The organism is Trichocoleus sp. DQ-A2, from assembly GCF_039961915.1.
Classification (GTDB): Bacteria; Cyanobacteriota; Cyanobacteriia; order Cyanobacteriales; family FACHB-T130; genus FACHB-T130.
Genome location: NZ_JAMPKD010000025.1, coordinates 39236 through 57119, shown reverse-complemented (window position 1 = coordinate 57119; position 17884 = coordinate 39236). Strand labels below are relative to the sequence as shown.

The 17884-nt window shown below is 44.8% G+C and carries 18 protein-coding genes and 2 pseudogenes; 12 read left to right on the top strand and 8 right to left on the bottom strand.

Going from position 1 to position 17884, the window contains the following annotated elements; all coding sequences use genetic code 11:
• The first annotated feature begins 82 nt into the window (after nt 1-82).
• The 5 genes from NC997_RS21805 (at nt 83) to NC997_RS21785 (ending at nt 4116) form a co-directional block, all read left to right on the top strand.
• Nucleotides 83-1297, top strand: a complete 1215-nt coding sequence (locus NC997_RS21805; RefSeq protein WP_190529691.1) for a hypothetical protein — start codon at nt 83-85, stop codon at nt 1295-1297.
• 73 nt (nt 1298-1370) lie between these two features.
• Complete coding sequence (locus NC997_RS21800) at nt 1371-1550, top strand: HNH endonuclease signature motif containing protein (RefSeq protein WP_190412266.1); 180 nt, start codon at nt 1371-1373, stop codon at nt 1548-1550.
• Nucleotides 1551-1886: 336 nt separating this feature from the next.
• A complete protein-coding gene (locus tag NC997_RS21795) occupies nt 1887-2348 on the top strand; it encodes a hypothetical protein (protein ID WP_190412265.1) in 462 nt (153 codons plus the stop codon).
• A gap of 108 nt (nt 2349-2456) precedes the next feature.
• Nucleotides 2457-3254, top strand: coding sequence for a sulfite exporter TauE/SafE family protein (locus tag NC997_RS21790; protein ID WP_190529689.1), 798 nt, complete (start codon nt 2457-2459; stop codon nt 3252-3254).
• A 115-nt stretch (nt 3255-3369) separates the two neighbouring features.
• Nucleotides 3370-4116, top strand: a complete 747-nt coding sequence (locus NC997_RS21785; RefSeq protein WP_190412263.1) for a phosphatase PAP2 family protein — start codon at nt 3370-3372, stop codon at nt 4114-4116.
• Nucleotides 4117-4132: 16 nt separating this feature from the next.
• Here NC997_RS21785 and NC997_RS21780 read toward each other — a convergent pair whose 3' ends face one another.
• The 6 genes from NC997_RS21780 to NC997_RS21755 all read right to left on the bottom strand — a co-directional run bounded on the left by NC997_RS21780 (nt 4133) and on the right by NC997_RS21755 (nt 9986).
• Nucleotides 4133-5314 (bottom strand): AbrB family transcriptional regulator, encoded by a 1182-nt coding sequence (locus NC997_RS21780; RefSeq protein ID WP_190529687.1) that lies wholly within the window; start codon nt 5312-5314, stop codon nt 4133-4135.
• Between the two features lie 260 nt (nt 5315-5574).
• The gene (locus tag NC997_RS21775) at nt 5575-6000 is read right to left on the bottom strand and encodes a DUF202 domain-containing protein (protein ID WP_190412261.1); all 426 of its coding nucleotides are present in this window, start codon (nt 5998-6000) and stop codon (nt 5575-5577) included.
• A 243-nt stretch (nt 6001-6243) separates the two neighbouring features.
• Nucleotides 6244-6888, bottom strand: a complete 645-nt coding sequence (locus tag NC997_RS21770; protein ID WP_190529685.1) for a hypothetical protein — start codon at nt 6886-6888, stop codon at nt 6244-6246.
• A 146-nt stretch (nt 6889-7034) separates the two neighbouring features.
• Nucleotides 7035-7694, bottom strand: coding sequence for a cadmium resistance transporter (locus tag NC997_RS21765; protein ID WP_190430925.1), 660 nt, complete (start codon nt 7692-7694; stop codon nt 7035-7037).
• 21 nt (nt 7695-7715) lie between these two features.
• Entirely contained in the window at nt 7716-8453 is a 738-nt protein-coding gene (locus NC997_RS21760) for a cadmium resistance transporter (RefSeq protein WP_190529683.1), read from the bottom strand.
• A gap of 45 nt (nt 8454-8498) precedes the next feature.
• Nucleotides 8499-9986, bottom strand: a complete 1488-nt coding sequence (locus NC997_RS21755) for an APC family permease (RefSeq protein ID WP_190529681.1) — start codon at nt 9984-9986, stop codon at nt 8499-8501.
• A 222-nt stretch (nt 9987-10208) separates the two neighbouring features.
• Here NC997_RS21755 and NC997_RS21750 point away from each other — a divergent pair, with 222 nt between their 5' ends.
• Nucleotides 10209-11150, top strand: coding sequence for a LysR substrate-binding domain-containing protein (locus tag NC997_RS21750; RefSeq protein ID WP_190529679.1), 942 nt, complete (start codon nt 10209-10211; stop codon nt 11148-11150).
• A gap of 6 nt (nt 11151-11156) precedes the next feature.
• On the opposite strand, the gene NC997_RS21745 is transcribed toward NC997_RS21750, so the two are convergent.
• A complete protein-coding gene (locus tag NC997_RS21745) occupies nt 11157-11957 on the bottom strand; it encodes a prohibitin family protein (protein WP_190529677.1) in 801 nt (266 codons plus the stop codon).
• Between the two features lie 278 nt (nt 11958-12235).
• On the opposite strand from NC997_RS21745, the pseudogene NC997_RS21740 reads away from it, so the two are divergent.
• From NC997_RS21740 to NC997_RS21720, 5 genes and pseudogenes are all read left to right on the top strand, one after another.
• Nucleotides 12236-12528: pseudogene (locus NC997_RS21740) on the top strand (sulfate ABC transporter ATP-binding protein); the annotation flags it as partial.
• 184 nt (nt 12529-12712) lie between these two features.
• Nucleotides 12713-13015 (top strand): hypothetical protein, encoded by a 303-nt coding sequence (locus NC997_RS21735; RefSeq protein WP_190529673.1) that lies wholly within the window; start codon nt 12713-12715, stop codon nt 13013-13015.
• A 112-nt stretch (nt 13016-13127) separates the two neighbouring features.
• Nucleotides 13128-13844, top strand: a complete 717-nt coding sequence (locus NC997_RS21730; protein WP_190412253.1) for a pentapeptide repeat-containing protein — start codon at nt 13128-13130, stop codon at nt 13842-13844.
• 243 nt (nt 13845-14087) lie between these two features.
• Complete coding sequence (gene msrA, locus NC997_RS21725) at nt 14088-14741, top strand: peptide-methionine (S)-S-oxide reductase MsrA (RefSeq protein ID WP_190412252.1); 654 nt, start codon at nt 14088-14090, stop codon at nt 14739-14741.
• Nucleotides 14742-14967: 226 nt separating this feature from the next.
• Nucleotides 14968-15756, top strand: a complete 789-nt coding sequence (locus NC997_RS21720; protein ID WP_190529671.1) for a tryptophan-rich sensory protein — start codon at nt 14968-14970, stop codon at nt 15754-15756.
• A 149-nt stretch (nt 15757-15905) separates the two neighbouring features.
• Here NC997_RS21720 and NC997_RS21715 read toward each other — a convergent pair whose 3' ends face one another.
• Nucleotides 15906-17417, bottom strand: a complete 1512-nt coding sequence (locus tag NC997_RS21715; RefSeq protein WP_190529669.1) for a CoA-acylating methylmalonate-semialdehyde dehydrogenase — start codon at nt 17415-17417, stop codon at nt 15906-15908.
• Between the two features lie 157 nt (nt 17418-17574).
• Here NC997_RS21715 and NC997_RS21710 point away from each other — a divergent pair.
• Nucleotides 17575-17803, top strand: a pseudogene (locus tag NC997_RS21710) (transposase); the annotation flags it as partial.
• Nucleotides 17804-17884: the final 81 nt, after the last annotated feature.

Genomic DNA, 17884 nt, shown 5'->3' with positions numbered 1-17884 from the left:
ATGATGGTATGAACTTCAAGCAAACATCAAACTTCTAAACTTTAATTCGAGTGGCTTTGGAGTAGCCTTAATTGTGGAAAGAATGACTCAAACTAAAAATCCTAAAAAATGGCTAGTTGCTACTTTAATTTTGTTAACTAGCAGCTTGTCTTTATCTTTATGTACTGCTTTAACCTTAAAAGAAGCTGCTGTTGCCGATCCCGTCAAACAAGTATCTAAGAAAGAAAAGTTACCGTCTTCCGTTGCCAATGCCATTTTGCGAATAGCATCTCAACGCACGGGATTACAAGCGTCGCAACTACGCATCATTAAGTATGAACAGATTTACACCAACGGTTGTTTAAATCTGCCGCGTCCGGCTGAAGGCTGCACCAAAATTAATATGCCTGCGTGGGAAGTCACTGTAAAAGCTAGGCAACAAAGCTTAGTTTATCGAAGCGATCGCAACGGCTCCCGGATCAGATTAAATGAAGCTGCTAGCAGCATCGTTGATGCCAAATTGCCTAAATCTGTTGTCAGTGCCGTTTTGCAAGATGCCACCCAAAACTGGGGACTCCCGGCGAACACCGGACGCGTTGTGAATGCGAAGCAGACAGGGTGGGCGTATGGTTGCGAAGTTTCGACTTTTCCCCATCCCTGCGATCCAGTTGTCGTGGAGGGCTGGCAAGTCACCGTAGAAAGCGGGCAAAAACGCTGGATTTATAATACTGACAAAGTGGGTTCCCAGGTTCAGCTTTATCAAAGGGAGAGCCAGCCAAACGAGGCGAAAAAATTACCTCCTGCGGTTGCTGAGCAAGTTTTAAAGTTAGCATCCGAGCATTTAACCTTACCAATCTCCCAACTTTTGATTACACAAACTCAACAGCAAACTTGGTCTAATGGCTGTTTAGATCTTCCAAGTCCTGTAGAGCGGTGCATGAGCGCTCAGACACCAGGTTGGCAGGTAACGGTGGAAGGCAAACCGAAGCAATATCAGGTCTATCGTACTGATAAATCTGCTGAGCAAATTAGGACGGAAGCAATAGGCGATATGCCCCCACGCAAAGACTCTTTACCGAATTCCATTGCCAAGGTGGTATTGCAGGATGCTAGTAAGCAATTAAAAGTACCAACTTCTCAGTTATACATCCTCGAAGGTCGAAGTCAGATGTGGTCAAATACCTGTTTTGATTTGCCTGGTACGGAAAATAGCTGCGCTCAAGCAATGGTCGCAGGTTGGCGAGTCGCTGTGGATGGCAACGGGAAAACCTTAGTTTATCGCCTCGATCGATCGGGTTCTCGGTTCAAAGTCGAGTGATTTTGTCGTTGATTTGGGGATTAGGTGGATGCCTAAACCAGGTAGTTAGCTTGATAGTAGGTGCAGGAGCGGATTGTCCTTCAAGGATGGAGACTTGCTGGACACTGACCATATCATCCCTAAAAACAGAGGGAGTAACGATACCCCTGAGAATCTACAGCTACTTCACCGACATTGCCATGATGTGAAAACAGCCCTTCGACGATTGGGATCTTCGGCTAGTAGTGTGCATGATCAGCCGAAGATCCCGTGAGGAGCCGGAGGAAGCGAAAGTTTAATACTCAACACGTCCTGCTACGCTAACAAGCCTCACTTTCACGCCCTGGCTGCCTGACAAATCATTCCGTGTAGGTTGGGTTGAACAGAGTGAAACCCAACAGCAGCCTGTATTTCGTTTAGTTTTGCTCCCGCCTCAAGCCAACCGATGACTCTTCTAAGGGTTTCAAGAGCTTTGGAGAGCCTTGCAGGTTTCACACCATAGTTAGATATTTCAAAAAAAACTAAAGCGTTGTCCCTTCCGCACTAGACTTTTGATCCGTATCAGATTAAATTGAAACTACGGTAACTCTAGCGGGATAGTGGATTTTGCATGGACAACGCTAAAAGACCCAGTAGTGAGCTGACCCTCGCAGGGCAAGTAACTCCTGAGCATTTGCAACCAGCGGCTCAACAAAGTTTCCAGGAAGGTTGGTTCAAAAAGCTCAGAGGCGGATTCCTTCTGGTCATTGGATATATGCTGTCACCACTATGTTGGTGGAATGACCTGTTTTTCAATCTGCCAATTGCTTATTTTTTTGGGTATATCTGTAGTTGGCTTTCCCCAGATTTACTTCTGCCTTGCTCAATCGTCGGGTACTGGCTCTCTAATATTGCGGGAATTCTCTTGATGCAAGTAGGGGCTGTCGATGTTTTTAGTAAGGAACCCGCTGAGCGTAACTGGAAAAAAGAGTTATTGACAGGTGTAGTCTCCTCAACCGCTTACACTCTGGTCATTCTGGCATTGATACAGTTTAAGATTCTCGATGCTCCTGTCTTATTCCCCGGTGGCTAATGGGGATTTATGGGCGGTGAATGTTGCTTAATCGCCGCTAGCACTAATGTCAAAGTTTACTTTTAGTTAGAGATTCAGCATTTTAACCACCTGTGCAAGGACAGCAGTATGGACTATCTATTACTACCGTTCCTCAGTTTTGTCGTGGGTATCATTGTTGGTTTAACGGGAATCGGTGGAGCATCTCTGATCACTCCGATGTTGATTTTTGTGTTCCACGTCCCACCTGCGATCGCAGTCAGTTCCGATGTAGTAGCTGCCACATTGATGAAAGTGATCGGCGGCTTTAAACACTGGAAACAGCAAACGCTTGACCTGCAAGTTGTCAAATGGCTGGCTTGGGGAAGTGTTCCTGGTTCACTAACCGGAGTAGGGATTTTATACCTGATTAAGCTTAATGCAACCTTAGACCTAGATTACATTCTGCTACGTGCAATCGGGTTTATGATACTGCTTGTCACTTTGTTGGGACTCGCACAATTGTCGCTGAAAACTTTTTTCCCGAAGTTACAGTTACCTGAACCGCCTAAGTTTGACTTAAACACTCAGATGGGTCGAATTTCGACCCTCAGTGTAGGAGCATTTTTAGGCTGTCTGGTAGGATTAACAAGCGTGTCTTCTGGTGCGATGTTTGCAATTGTGTTGATTACCTTTTTTCGCCTCGACGCGCGTAAATTGGTAGGCACAGATATTTCACAGGCAGCGATTTTATTGGTGTTTACTTCCCTTGGACACCTCTGCCTTGGGACAGTGAATTGGAGTTTAGTATTGCCAATTTGGCTGGGAACAGTACCGGGAGTTTTGCTAGGTGCTAAACTCTGCAAGGTTACTCCTCAAGGCGCGCTCCGGCTGGTAATTTATGTGATTTTAGCAGGGGTAAGTTGGAAGTTAGTTTATCAAGCGTGATCTGAGTTTGATTTAATATCTGATAGCAAAGATATTTCCCCATCAGGGTGATACTATTTTTTAAAAAAATAAATGAAAATTTCGGTTTGTACACATTTTAAGCATTTTTTGGTGAATGTTTAGTTCTAATTTTTGGAAGCTGTCTTCATCTTTCCTAAGTTTTCTCGAAAAGCTGCTCGTTGCTTATTGGCGTTCTTTGCTACTCCTATTGATAGGAGTCTGTTTACCCATGCTGGTTTTTGAGGAACTTGCATTAGTAGTATTGCAGAATCAAGGCGGTCTTCCCTGGGATGAAACACTCCTACTAGCAGTTCACAAGATAGCACAGCCACAACTAGACGTTTTTGCGGCAACTTTAACCAAGTTCGGAGTATTTTGGGGCGTATTTCCAGTTGCTACTGTAATCTCGTTAGTGTTGCTGCGCCTTAAAAAGTGGCGATCGCTCGCCTATTTACTGACCACGCTACTAGGGAGCATTTTGATTAATCGCACTGCAAAGCTGTTGCTGCATCGAGTGCGTCCCAACCTCTGGGAGTCAATTTCCCCAGAGTTTGATTATGCATTTCCCAGCGGTCACGCGATGTCCAGTATGACCTTGATAGCTGCTTTAGTCATTTTGACCTGGAATAGTAATTGGTGCTGGTTGGTGCTGGCTGTGGGGAGCGTATTCGTATTAGCGATCGGTTGGACGCGAATATATTTAGGGGTTCATTTTCCCAGCGATATTTTAGCAGGATGGATGGTTTCAATTGCTTGGACAATTGGCGTTAGTCTGCTAATCCAACCACATTTAACTAAACCGAGTACTATTCCTGAGGATGAGCTAACTGTGGATGAAGAGGAATCAATAGCCCAAGGTTAACACCATCGCAAAGAAATTATGGCATTGCTGATTTGGGTGATATCGTTTTAAGCTGATCTGCTGCGCCATCTTGATTTTTTGTAGAACGGCCTTCTAGATAGCAAATGAAAGACACCAAAGCTGGAAGACACAGATTAATCGTCATTAGCCGAACTAGATGACCTGCGGTTACAATCTCAACATTGTGATGCAAAGCTAGAGAGATTAATATCATTTCTGGAGATCCGCCTGGAGATGTCACCAGCAAACACGTTAGCCAGTCCCAGGGCGAGATCAACGTAGCAATTCCTGCTAAGATGAATCCTGCCAAAAAGGTCATGGCTACAGGAACCGAAGCATACGCTACTGTAAGCCTTCCCAGCTTTGGGTTTATTCCCCAATATTCGCCGATTGTAATTCCCAGTAGAATTTGACCAATTAAATTAAATAAAGGGGGTAGATTAAAATCGATATGAGATAAAAATGGCAGTGAATTTAGCAATAACTCAAAAACAGCGCCGACTATTATAGAGCAAAAAAAACCAGCAACAGGAATTTTTAAATAACTGCCTATTCTAACTGTTAAGAATGTTAAAAAGAGCAATAAAAATAGTAAAAATAAGTAATTTAAATCCAGAAAAAATAAATTTTCATTAACAGAATGAATTATTGCACTAATGTCATGAGAATTAGAAACATTAGCAACAATTGGTATAACAATAATAATCGCCGTAAACCGTATTAACTGAACAAGAGAAACAAGTGAAATATTTCTACCATAGTCTGCTGCTATACTTGCCATGATTCCTATATTTCCGGGAACCGTAGCAAGCATGGCAGTTAGTAAGTCTGTTTTTTCAATGCGTGAATATATATAACCAATAATTCCACCACAAAATAGTAAAAATAATGCTAAAAATAGAAAGATATGTAATTGGGAATAAATAGTTATTAGATTACTTTGCTTAAGAGAAAATCCTACAGTAAGACCAACAATAATTTGTCCAAATTTCCTTAAGTTGCGATTTGGTTTAGCTTGATTGTTATATCGACGATAGAAATAAAATACCAAGGCACCAGCAGCAATACCCCCAAGTATCCAAGACCCTCCGCCTGCCCCAAGTGCAATAAAAGTCAGACCACTTAATAAACCGATAATTATTTCTATAGCAACAACTAAATAAGTGGTCATCAATTTACTAAGTGTAGATTTATCCAAACTTATTTTGCTCACAAAATCTCCAATCTTTAATCATTACTTTCTTATGCGTTGAAGTGCAAAGATTATCCAAAAATGCTTATAAAAAGCGCATTACTTACACCTTGCAGCCTATCTTAAAAATAACTGACGGTGCAACATATATGCGTAGCCTGTAGCCAGGTCTAACGCATTACTTCTGAGTTTATATGCGTTATAAAACCTGTAAAAATGACTTTTAAAGGTAGGCTCTCTTCAGGGTTACTTAAATAAAATCTCAGTTAATCAAGGATGACACCATTTAATGATTCAACTGGAACTGTGAAGACGTAGTAGATAACCCCAGCTCCCAAGGTGAGTACGGCAAGGCTAAATAAAATCACCCAGCGATCCGCAGGTTCGTATGTATCCTCATCAATGTCATGTCGAACAGCGAAGTAGTGCTGGGTTGACAGCAATACCGTTACCAAACCAACTAAGGAGAACACTAATCCTAACTTCCACCCATTACCAGGAGGTTGAGGCGCAAGGGGTGGACGGAGGAGACGAAGGCGCACGATCAAAACACCAAATCCCATCAGCGCGATCGCACTCCGCATCCATGCTAAGTAGGTGCGTTCGTTTGCCAAATGATCCCGCACTCGCTCAGAAGTCCGTCGTTTCGGCGTCTCTAATTTTTCTGTACTCCCATTTATCGGCTTAAACATAAACAATAGCTGCACAAAATACTACCCTCAATTATCAGTTTAGATGTACAAACAAAACAAGCTTTCTCCCTTCAGAAGCACTTTGATCCGAAACCCGATATTCCGAAAAATTTTATGAAGTCTATTAGCCAGAGTATGATAGCTGTTCAACCGTTTACTTTTGGTAGCTTTTCATACCCTGGCTGTCATCCTGCTACTTTTTAGAGGAAAAACACCTAAAGTGCTTTCGCAGGCGTGAAAAATTTAATCCTCGATTGGTGCGTTAGGAGTTTGCGCTTCCACATCTGCTGACGACAAGTTAGGAACAGACCATGTACCCTCACCTGCTTTGAAAACTTTCGCAGCAGGAACGTTGAATTCAACTGCACCAGTTTCTGGATTGGTTTTAGCGACTAATTGGGTTCCAGCCACTATTTTGAGAGCTACAGGCTCCCCTAAATCTTGCCCTTGGGTGTCACCAGGAGTTAAGCCAGCTACTTTGACACCACTTGGCAAGTAAACGCCATCACAGTTCCAATCATCGTCCGTGACTTTGCCATTTCCCAAGTAGTAGAGAGTACTTGCTTCGGAAAAGTTAGATTTATTGGGTTTATGAGCATAGACCGCTAACGTTTTCCCAGTTTCATTGCGGCACTGCCCCCAGTCTGCCGCTGTCTCTAAGATATATTTTTGCAGTTGCAACTCACCGAGTTTCTGCTGAATTTCCTCAGGTGTATAGTCGGATTGATCCGGTGCGTCTTTTGCCTTTAAGAGGCTGTCAAGAGATTGAGTTACCTCTGTGTAGTCAGGACTCAGGGTAAGTTTCGGTCTGTCTGCCAAAGAAGGTTGAGCGATCGCCAAATTGACCAGAAATACTAATGCTACCAGAGCGATTTTGAACAGTTTCATGAACTTTCTCCTTGCGAGATTCCGAGTTTTTCCAACTCGATGTTTGGGTTTATGGTTGGAAAATTTTTAAGGGTAGACCTTTAGCAAAAAAGGTTTTTATTAAATTGCAGATACTGGTAAATGGTCTGCCAAGGTAAAACTGACACTTATTGGAACGACGGTAAGAGTTGATAGCTACCGCTTTCAACCAGAATAAAAATTCCTAAGCCAATTAACACAAATGGGACGATTCTCTTACCGTAGCGAGTGAAAAGGTGAGCAACAACCGAATGGCGGGTTAATTGGTAGGCGACATAACACCAAACTCCAACCAACACAAAAAACACGCTTAAAATTACTCCCAAACTAGCCAGATTGCTACTAGCGAACAACGGTACATATATCCCGATATTGTCACCCCCATTAGCAAATGTAACAGCTGCGACGTGATAAGTCTGAGGAGTAAGAAAACTAGCGAGAGTTGACATCACTGAGGAACTAGCTTTTGAGCTATTGAATTCATCTGATACTGTCTGGACTTCGTTTTCATCTTTTTCCCAATTGACTAATTGATTCACTCCAATAACAATGGGAACCAGACCTAGTAAGCCAATCCAAGCTTTTGGCAGAATTAAGCCACCAAAGAAACCCGGAAGACTAGCGGCAATTAATACAGTGAATCCAAGATACTTACCTACAACAATATGTTTGGTGCGGAAGGTAGAATTTACCTGGGCGAAGAATAGCATCAAGATCACAATGTCATCGATGTTAGTTGCTACAAAGGATGTAACTCCGGCAATGATTGCTTGTGCAAACCAACTCATGACACTGCGATCGCAACCTCCTCAATTTTTCTCCACTTCAGGCGTTGAGCAAATTTCCGCCTCAGACACTTGCTCATTACTTTTGCCAAGAGTCAGCAAACAGAGACAACTTGTGACTAAAGTCAGTACGAGCAAGCCACGATTTTCCAGTGTGTGACTGTCTACTAGAATTAAAACACCCAACCCAATTAAAACACAGGGAACGAGTTGATTGCCATAGCGAGTCAGGGTTTGAGCGATCGCAGGTAAACGGGTTAATTGATAGGCGGTGTAGCACCAAACTCCCACCAGCGAGAAGAATACCCCCAGAATCGCCAGAAGACCCTCCCAGCTACTACTCGCAAACAACGGCACATAGATACCGATGTTGTCACCCCCATTCGCAAATGTAACGGCTGCCACGCTATAAGTTTGTGGAGATAAAAAACTGGTAAACCAAGATTTCTCAGGTGGTTCTACTTTTTCCTCGCCTTCCGATTCATCGGTGTCTTGATTGAGTAAGCGACTGATTCCAATTGCAATCGGGAGAATGCCTAACAAACCAATCCAAGGGCGCGGCAATATTAGGGTACCAAAAAAACTGGGAAGGCTAGCGAGGACTAATGCACCAAAACCCAGATACTGACCAGCCACAATATGGCGACGTCGGAATACCGCATTCACTTGCGAGAAAAACAGCAACAAAATCACGATGTCATCAAGGTTGGTGGCTGTGAAGGCAGTGAATCCAAGGGGGATTGCCGTGATTATTTCGCTCATTTTTGCGTGTCCTTAAGGTTTGTAGATGCGTTGTCCAAACTAGCTTCAAAATTCATCATCTGCGATCGCCTCTGGTATCACCACTGAACTAGGTGTCGCAAATTTTGCATGAATCTCTTCAATCCCCCGCTCCATTGAACTGACAATTTCTGGAGAGCGGAATCTTTGGATGACAAACCATCCGCAAGTAACCATCAGGTACATCAAAAACAGGTAAGGAAACGCATCGTAAGGCGCTTCTGGAACTGGGAAAAGATTGCTACCTGGAATCCCCACGCTTCCGAGAACGGGAATCATCATAAACCCAACTGCGAGAACTGAGAACACTACATGGTGTAGGCGGAGTTTTCTAATCTTGTGCAGGTAAACGGGTGCAGCGATCGAAATCAAGGTATAAACCGTTAAAAACCCGTAGCTACAGATCGCGCCCAAGTAACCCATGCTGTCAAACAGCTTCACATGAAACAGGGACATCGAAGCAGGCACAAGAAATACAATCAGCGAACACAGCGTAACGGCAATGTGCGGTGTCCGGTTCGATGAGTGAGATAAACCCAACGAAGAGGGGAATAAGCCGTGACGAGCCATCGTAAAGAAGACTCTGGCTGCTGGATTAATACTACCAAGGACACAGGCAAAGAAGCTAAACAGGGCACTGAAGGCGACCAAGGTTCCTAAAAAACCAACTCCCGCTTGTTGCGCTAGAAAACCCAGCGGTTCTTCCGTAGTAGTAATGGAAACTCCAGTTCCGCTAAAACCCAGCACTTCAATGTAAGTCATCGAAATGAAGAATAAACCTGCCAGGGTAGTACTCCCCAAAACTGCTCTGGGGATCGTTTTTAAGGGGTCTTTTGCTTCATCACCCAGAGATGTAGCACTTTCAAAGCCAGAGAAACTAAACATTACTAGGACAAGCCCCATTGCGACGCTACCTGGAGTTACGCCTTGCAAAGTCAATTGGGACATATCTAACGCAAAGCCTTTGTGCGCCCAGATGATGATCCCCAAGACGGCAATCAGGAGCAGAGAGGCTCCCTCCATCCACAGCATCGCCATTGCTGATAGCTGGATATCTTTATATGCTGCATACCAGGCAACCCCTGCACCGAGCGCCAGCAGCGTAATCGTCGAGGGATGAACGCCCAAGTGACCAATCAAAATCCCGCTAAAGTTGGCAAAGCCACACAACACTGACATTCCTGTAAACAAGTAAGCCAGAACTAAACTCCAGCCACAAATTACACCCGCTGTAGGCCCCAATCCTTTGACGATGTAAGAGTAGAGCGAACCTGGAGAAGCAGAACGACTGGCAAATTGATTAATGTTAGTACTAACAAGGACTAACCCAATCATGCCGATCAGAAAACTTAGCCAGGTGCCATTGCCGGAAAGTACGACGATCAATCCTATATTTGAGGCGGGTATTGTTGTGGGTGCAATGACCGCAAAGGATTGAGCAAGAACTTCTCCAAAGGGAAGACAGTTTGGCTTTAAGCCGCGATCGCTCTGATTTAATCGTCTTTCACTCGTCATTTAGAGACTCCCTTCATACAGATTTGCCAATTCGGTGCGGCTAGCCGAATCTAACCGCTAGGCTTTGTCTGGGTAAGGCTTGATTGCAATGAATATATGTTTTCAATCTACGCAGCCAAATTAATAAAAGCAAATACTTTTTTTTGTTGAAAGGATAACTTAAAGTGATTGATAGCTTGATATAGACAGCTAGAGGTGCTTAAGGAGCCTTAAAGAGTAGAGATGACATTTGAACAATTACGAATTTTTTTAGCGGTGGCAGAACATCTGCACTTTACCCGTGCGGCGGAGGAACTATATATTACCCAACCTGCGGTTAGTGCCGCGATCCAAAGCTTGGAACAGCAATACAGCGTGAAACTTTTCCATCGCGTTGGTCGCCACATTGAGATCGCGGAGGCGGGAAAGCTGCTACAGGTGGAAGCAAAGAAGATTCTCGATCAGGTGGCTTTGACTGAGCGAGGTTTGCGCGAATTAAACAATTTACAACGGGGCGAGTTGAAATTGGGTGCGAGTCTCACGATTGGCAACTACTGGCTACCCAACAAAATTAGTCAATTTAAAACCCAATATCCTGGCATTTTTGTTAACTGTACTCTGGGCAATGCAGAAGAAATTTGTGAAGGGACAGCAACGGGACTATTTGATTTAGGTTTAATCACAGGAGAAGTTAAACCATCGCTACAGAGTTGCTTAGAGCAAGAGAGAGTAGGGAGCGATCGCTTACAAATCGTCGTGGGAAAGTCTCACCCCTGGTTTGAGCTTGCTGAGATTTCTCTAACAGAACTTTCTACAACCAGTTGGGTAATGCGAGAGCCAGGATCTGGAGCGCAACAAATGTTTGAGCAAGCTTTGCAAAATTGGGGAATCGCTCCTACCCAGTTCAATGTAGTTTTAGTATTGAACAGTAGCGAGATGGTGAAGGCAGTGGTTGAAGGCGGTGTCGGTGCAGCTGCAATTCCTGAATTGATGGTGCAAAAAGAACTACAACTCTCTACACTGCACGCAGTTAAAGTTGTAGATGATAGGACAAGAGCGAAGACGAAACTAGAAATCGTCCAGCCTGTCTTGAAGCTGAAGCATCAACAACGGTTTCAGACTCAGGTTTCAATTGCTTTTGAAAACCTGTTAACTGTATCCACAACACTATCTACAATATTTTAATCAATTTTAGTTAGGCTTTACAAATTTACTTAAGTCCAACAATTTTGTAGAGGTTTCGACAATTAGCGGCAGCTTTCCATCCCATTTTTCTATTGCTTGCCTTTGCAATAATTCTGGAGTTAAATTTTCACGTAACACCCTATCCGCTTCCGCTTCTCCTCTGGCTAAATTAACCTGTGCTTCTGCCTGTTGTAATGTTTTTAAGGTTATAAAGCCTGCACGTTTTGCGTCCTGTTCGGCAATCTGTTTCGCCTCCACAGCATCGCTAAATCGCTTGGAAAAGTGGACATGGACTAGGGAGATATCATCAACTCCAATGTGATAGCTAGCCAGTCGTGTAGTTAATGAATCGTCTACGCCCGCTTTTACTTCTCCTCGCTTTGTAATAATTTCTTCAGCAGTGTACTGTGCCATTACTGCTTTTAATACTTCTTCTACTGCTGGATTTATAATTTTTTCTATAACTAGGTTCTCGTTCCCAATTTGTTGATAAATAGCATTCGCTTCCTCTGGAATAATGTGCCAGTTGAGAGCTACATCCGTGAAAACATCTTGAAGATCCTTCGAGGAAGCTTCAGCAGAACTTTCCTGTTTTTGTACTCGAACACTCAATTTTTGGACGGTATTAACAATAGGAATAATGAAGTGGATTCCTTCGTCTAATACTCTCGGCTGCACCTTACCAAACTGCATTAATACACCCCGTTCTCCAGCATCTACAATCACAACAGGAGTGAGGGAAATCACGACTAACAATAGAAATAAAATTAGTTTACCGCCATTGGGAAGAGCTTTAAATTTTTTCATGGTCGAGGGGTAAATGGCAACTTTACTAAACTATCAGCGAACTTTCGTAGATGTACTCAATCTCAAATAATCTCACCTTATATCGAGTCAGCAGGCCTAACGTTTTGCAAATCTTCCATTAGAGAGATGTTGGTTGTGATGACTTGGCAACTTTAACCCCTCGCCATTTGCTAGTTTCCTAATTCTTTAATATTTTTTTACTCAGATGATTAAGCGGAATGCCAAACTACGGTAATGGAATCGATAAACCGTAGTTTATATCGAAAGGGACACTTGCCGTGAGAATTGTTGTTGAAAACGTATCCAAGCAGTTCGGCAGTTTCAAAGCGGTTAACGAAGTTAGCTGACAAGTGTCCAACATGGCGGGTCGGGTTTGTGTTGCAGCACTATACTCGCTCTCACGCACTTGAGCGTGAGAGCGAGAGCCTTTGGTCTACAAATTCGCAATGCACTGAAAGCGAGAACCCAAACGCGAGTAGAACAACTACTAGAGTTGGTGCAATTGAACGGAATGGGCGATCGCTATCCCTTTCAACTCTCTGGAGGTCAGCGCCAACGAGTAGCACTGGCACCCCAGCACAGATTTGATTTGACTCAATACATTTCGGTTCAGGTTTTGACCGATTGCAACCCAAGCGACCAGAAATTCTTAGTAATCTAAGTATTGGAACGGAAGTCCTTACTTAGTTGATTCGACCAAATCTCTATAATCATTCTTAGTCTGTGCCTTTCGTAAAACAATCCGGGAGCAGATTATGAGACTAGATGAATTTACACAGTTGAGCGAACAGGAAAGATGTCCTGAGTCTATACCTCAAGCATTGCAGGCACTGTGGTACGACAAAAAAGGAGATTGGGACAAAGCTCATCAAATTGTGCAAAATGCCAGTGATGCTGACAGCGCTTGGGTTCACGCCTACCTACATCGGAAAGAAGGCGACAACAGCAATGCCCGTTACTGGTATCGGCACACCGGACGACCAGAGTTTAAAGAAGACCTAAACCAAGAATGGCAGCAGATCGCTGAAGATGTGCTAGAGCGTTGCAAACCGCAATGATTTGATGGGATGGGCAACAGGAGCGCGATCGCCCCTAGAGGTTTCGGGATCTCATTACTTCACTCCGAAAGAAGCATTCGTTCAACCGGCAACGCCTGCTAGGGTAGTGATAATGAGCGATCTAGATCGATACTACAAAGTGCTGGGATTAGAGCCTGGAGCCTCACTTGATGAAGTGAACCAGGCTTATAGGGATTTGGCTTTTATTTGGCACCCCGATCGCATCCCAAAAGATAATCCTCGGTTACAGCAAAAGGCTCAAGAAAAGCTGAAAGAGATTAATCAGGCACGCGATCGCTTGCGCTCAGTTCGACCCGGCGAAAAGAACCGAAATCCCGAACCTCCGGCACGCGATCGCGCTCATCCACCGAGTTCTTATTATCAATCTAGTTACTCCTATCAATCACCGCCTCAATCTCCCCCTCAATCTCCCCCTCAATCTCACCATCAGGCTCCTAAGCAGCAGTCCGACTTGAGCGGAGCCAACTTGAGCGGAGCTAATCTCAAAGAAAAGGACTTGTCTGGAAGAAATTTGAGCAATGCCAACCTCAGCAACGCCAACTTAAGCGATGCCTTCCTGCATAAAGTGAATCTTCAGGGAGCCAACCTGGAAAAAGCGAATCTTTTTAGAGCCAACCTGTTGCAAGCGAAGCTAAACAACGCTAACTTGCGAGAAGCTAACTTAATTGGAGCCGACCTCAGTGGAGCCGATTTGAGGGGAGCCGATTTGAGGGGAGCTAAGGTTGGGTCGCAAGACCGAGTCCTGGTTAAACTGACTGGAGCGAACTTAGCAGGAGCAATCCTACCCGATGGCAGCATCCACGGTTAGGAAGCAGCGATACATCCTATTTGACCTTACCCCGTAAGCAGGGAGAGGAGAAGCTAGCCCCGTTTAGCTCAGCGTTTAGCTCAACAACAAGGCAAAGAAATAGCCGCCTCTCCGTGAATGTCGAGGGGGTTGGGGGGTGAGGTTCCGGCTAACCCTACCTCCTTCCCGCTCTTCAGGGGATGCCAAAATCTTTACAATATGAAATAAGGTTAAAACGTTTATCAGAAAACAGAGTCAGAATCAATGGCGCTATTCGGATTTGGTAAAAAGCAAAGTCTGCCCACGATCGAGCAAGCATTGCCGGGACGGGCAGAACCCATGCAAGTCCCCGCTACTCACTACGTAAACGGTAATCCGCTGAAACCTCCTTTTCCCGATGGGATGGAGATGGCGATGTTTGGCTTGGGGTGTTTCTGGGGAGCAGAGCGCATATTCTGGAAGCAACCTGGAGTTTTCACCACCGCAGTTGGCTATGCAGCAGGAGTCACGCCAAACCCTACTTATCATGAGGTTTGTACGGGCATGACGGGACACAATGAAGTAGTTTTCGTTGTGTTTGACCCGAAAGAAATTAGTTACGAAACACTGCTGAAACTCTTCTGGGAAAGCCACAATCCTACCCAAGGAATGCGTCAAGGCAATGATGTCGGCACCCAATACCGTTCCGGAATTTATGCGTATTCAGACAGCCAGAAGAAGCTGGCTGAAGCATCCAGAGATGCTTATCAGCAAGCCCTGAAAGCCTCCGGGTATGGGGAGATTTCCACTGAGATTCTGGATGCTCCTGAGTTCTATTACGCAGAAGCCTATCATCAGCAGTACCTCGCCAAAAACCCAAATGGGTATTGTGGACTAGGCGGGACGAACGTTACTTGTCCTGTAATGACGAACGCTTGAAATAGAAATTCTGTCTGATAGCGATCGCTAGCAGAAATCACTATCTTTACCCGGTATGCTCTTGAGCGGGTTGCTGCGTTCGTGGCACTGGTTCCTTAAAGCGTGATGAACTTGTCTAACCTAGATTTGGTAATGGTTTGACCAGTTCTCACTCTTTAGCAAACCAGTGCCACAATTTTTTATTTTGAATTGTCAACCAAAGCCTTAAAAAAGAGGCGGTAACAGTATGAAATCTGTCAATCAGCGCTTCGACTCAGATTTCCTCCGGTCAGTTGCAAATTTCATCGCTATTCTTGCTGCATTTGCGATTAATGTCTATGCAAATGTGGCTCCTCCCAATGGATTGACAATTGGGGAAATTTCTAATCGCTTCTTCAGTGATGTCCCCATTATCCCCGCCAACTATGCTTTTGCGATTTGGGGAGTCATTTATTTAGGTTTGATTAGTTTTGGAGTCTATCAAGTTCTACCCGCGCAAAGACAAAATCCCTATCTGCGTCGGGAAGGGTATTTTTTAGTATTAGCGAGTATTGCACAAATTGCCTGGGTGTTTCTGTTCGAGTACCAACTGTTTACACTCTCAGTTGTGGCAATGCTGTTCATATTACTGCCCCTGATTGGGCTTTATCTGCGGTTGGGGATTGGATTAGAAAGAGTTTCAAGGGCACAAAAATGGTTCGTTCACATTCCCTTGAGCATCTATCTAGGCTGGATTAGTGTTGCGACGATTGTGAATGTGGCAAGTACGCTTGACTATTTGGGTTGGAATGGTTGGGGCATCAGTCCTCAAATATGGACGGTAATTCTGCTGGTTGTAGCGGCAGCGATCGCTGCGACGATTACCCTAAAACGGGCGGATATTGCCTATCCCTCCGTCATTATCTGGGCATTTGTGGCGATCGCGGTTCGTCAAGCCAATCAACCTTTGATTGCTGTGACCGCGGTTGTACTCGCGATCGCGTTAGGGTTATTAATTTTATGGCGTCAACTGCGCCGTCCTAATGTGGCGATTTAATCGATAAAATCCTAAAGAACCTCACCCCCTACCCCTCTCCGTTAACGGAGAGGGGAAAATGCTAAAGGTTTTACGGCTTGCCGTTCCTTGGAAGGAGAGGAATTGGACGTGAGGTTTTTATTGTGAAATACAATGAATTGCATTAGATACTAAAACTGACGCGACCAGGTTTTAGGCCAGCGTTCTACTACAACTTTTGTTTGGGTAAAGAACTGCACAGCGTCTTTCCCTTGACCGTGTAAATCGCCGTAGAAGCTGTCTTTCCAACCACTAAACGGAAAGAACGCCATCGGTGCAGCGACTCCTATATTAATGCCAATATTGCCCGCTTCTGCCTCATACCGAAACTGCCGCGCCGCCGCACCACTGCTAGTAAATAAACAAGCCATATTTCCCCACTGACCGCTATTGACTAAAGCGATCGCATCCTCAATCGTCTCTAGATGCATCACTCCTAACACCGGGCCAAAGATTTCTGTACGAGCTAATTCGCTTTTTGGGTTGACATTTTGCAAGATTGTCGGTCGGACAAAGTTTCCCTGTTCGTAACCGGGAATCTTAGCGCTGCGTCCGTCTACTAATACCGTCGCACCTTCGTCAGCTCCTTGTTGAATTAATTGCTCAATTCGCGCTTGACTTTGACGGGTAATTACGGGACCCATTTGCACTTTCTCATCCAAGCCATAGCCAACGACTCGTGTTTTTGCCGCATTTGCGATCGCTTCGGTAAAAGTGTGCCGTGCTTCTCCCACCGTCACAGCCACAGAAGCCGCTAAACAGCGCTGTCCAGCACAGCCAAAAGCACTATCGGCGGTAATTCGAGTCGTCATTTCCATATCCGCATCTGGCAGGACAATGATGGGATTTTTCGCGCCTCCCTGACATTGCACTCGTTTCCCAAAGACGGCGGCTTTACTGTAGACATATTGGGCAACGGGTGAAGAACCGACAAAACTAATGGCGCGGATTGTGGGATGTTCTAAGATTGCATCGACTACTTCCTTCGCCCCATTCACCAAATTGACGACGCCTTTGGGCAATCCTGTCTTTCCTAGTAATTCAAAGACCTTTTGCATCGTCAAAGGGACTTTTTCAGAAGGCTTAAGAATGGTTGTATTGCCACAAGCGATCGCATAGGGCAAAAACCAGAAGGGAATCATCCCAGGAAAATTAAACGGCGCGATGATTGCGGTCACTCCCACGGGTTGACGAATCATCATTTCGTCAATCCCACGAGCAACATCCTCCAAGTTATAACCCTGCATCAACAGGGGAATCCCACAAGCGACTTCTACATTCTCAATTGCCCGTTGTAACTCTGCTTTTGACTCAGCAAACGTCTTCCCGCATTCCAGCGTAACAATGCGAGATAATTCATCTAAATGTTCTTCTAACAGAAATTTCAATTTAAATAGATATTGCACTCGTTCCGTTGCCGGGATGCGTCGCCAGTTCGGATAGGCAGCCGCAGCCGCAACAGCAGCAGCCTCGACATCGCTTGCAGGTGACAAGGGAACCTGGGTTAAGACTTCGGCAGTAGCGGGATTCACCACATCCAGGTATTCGGTGGCGCGGGAAGCACACCACTCGCCGTTAATGTAGTTGGGTAAGGGGTTTCTGAAGGACACAGAGATTTCTCCTTCCAAAGGTTTTTTCTGCATCCTACTCCCAAAAAGACCGGAACCGAAGCTTTACCAAGGAGGGTAATTTAACCTGAGTTTGGGTTAAGCAGCTTGGGGCAAAGCAAAGTCCAGATCCGACGGTTTCTTGGGCTGATGGCATTCTTGCAATCAAACCACACATCTGGTTCACCCTGAGGGACAGGTGGTAATTGTTGATAACGCGACGTTCCATCATGGCGGACGCATTGCACCACTACTTGATTAGGCTGGATTGAGGCTGTTGTAATCTGCCCCCCTATTCTCCTGACCTCAATCGAATTGAAAAGTGTTGGGCTTGGCTCAAAACTCGCATTCGCCAATGCTTCTCTCACTCCAGTTCCCTCCGACACTCGAGCGAGTCTGTTCTTAGGGATGCTGTGTGCTAATACTCCTGCCGATAGGTATATATAGAAAGTTTCTGAATAATTAAGTAAGTTGTACTTTTAGCTTATTTGTTACATACGTAA

Bases quoted from the DNA above. Each gene is read 5' to 3' on its own strand.
- NC997_RS21720 (WP_190529671.1), top strand. From the start codon at position 14,968: ATGAAATCTGTCAATCAGCGCTTCGACTCAGATTTCCTCCGGTCAGTT.
- NC997_RS21770 (WP_190529685.1), bottom strand. From the start codon at position 6,888: ATGAAACTGTTCAAAATCGCTCTGGTAGCATTAGTATTTCTGGTCAAT.
- NC997_RS21785 (WP_190412263.1), top strand. From the start codon at position 3,370: ATGTTTAGTTCTAATTTTTGGAAGCTGTCTTCATCTTTCCTAAGTTTT.
- NC997_RS21795 (WP_190412265.1), top strand. From the start codon at position 1,887: ATGGACAACGCTAAAAGACCCAGTAGTGAGCTGACCCTCGCAGGGCAA.
- NC997_RS21715 (WP_190529669.1), bottom strand. From the start codon at position 17,417: ATGCAGAAAAAACCTTTGGAAGGAGAAATCTCTGTGTCCTTCAGAAAC.
- NC997_RS21805 (WP_190529691.1), top strand. From the start codon at position 83: ATGACTCAAACTAAAAATCCTAAAAAATGGCTAGTTGCTACTTTAATT.
- NC997_RS21735 (WP_190529673.1), top strand. From the start codon at position 12,713: ATGAGACTAGATGAATTTACACAGTTGAGCGAACAGGAAAGATGTCCT.
- NC997_RS21765 (WP_190430925.1), bottom strand. From the start codon at position 7,694: ATGAGTTGGTTTGCACAAGCAATCATTGCCGGAGTTACATCCTTTGTA.
- NC997_RS21790 (WP_190529689.1), top strand. From the start codon at position 2,457: ATGGACTATCTATTACTACCGTTCCTCAGTTTTGTCGTGGGTATCATT.
- NC997_RS21755 (WP_190529681.1), bottom strand. From the start codon at position 9,986: ATGACGAGTGAAAGACGATTAAATCAGAGCGATCGCGGCTTAAAGCCA.
- NC997_RS21745 (WP_190529677.1), bottom strand. From the start codon at position 11,957: ATGAAAAAATTTAAAGCTCTTCCCAATGGCGGTAAACTAATTTTATTT.
- msrA (WP_190412252.1), top strand. From the start codon at position 14,088: ATGGCGCTATTCGGATTTGGTAAAAAGCAAAGTCTGCCCACGATCGAG.
- NC997_RS21760 (WP_190529683.1), bottom strand. From the start codon at position 8,453: ATGAGCGAAATAATCACGGCAATCCCCCTTGGATTCACTGCCTTCACA.
- NC997_RS21775 (WP_190412261.1), bottom strand. From the start codon at position 6,000: ATGTTTAAGCCGATAAATGGGAGTACAGAAAAATTAGAGACGCCGAAA.
- NC997_RS21730 (WP_190412253.1), top strand. From the start codon at position 13,128: ATGAGCGATCTAGATCGATACTACAAAGTGCTGGGATTAGAGCCTGGA.
- NC997_RS21750 (WP_190529679.1), top strand. From the start codon at position 10,209: ATGACATTTGAACAATTACGAATTTTTTTAGCGGTGGCAGAACATCTG.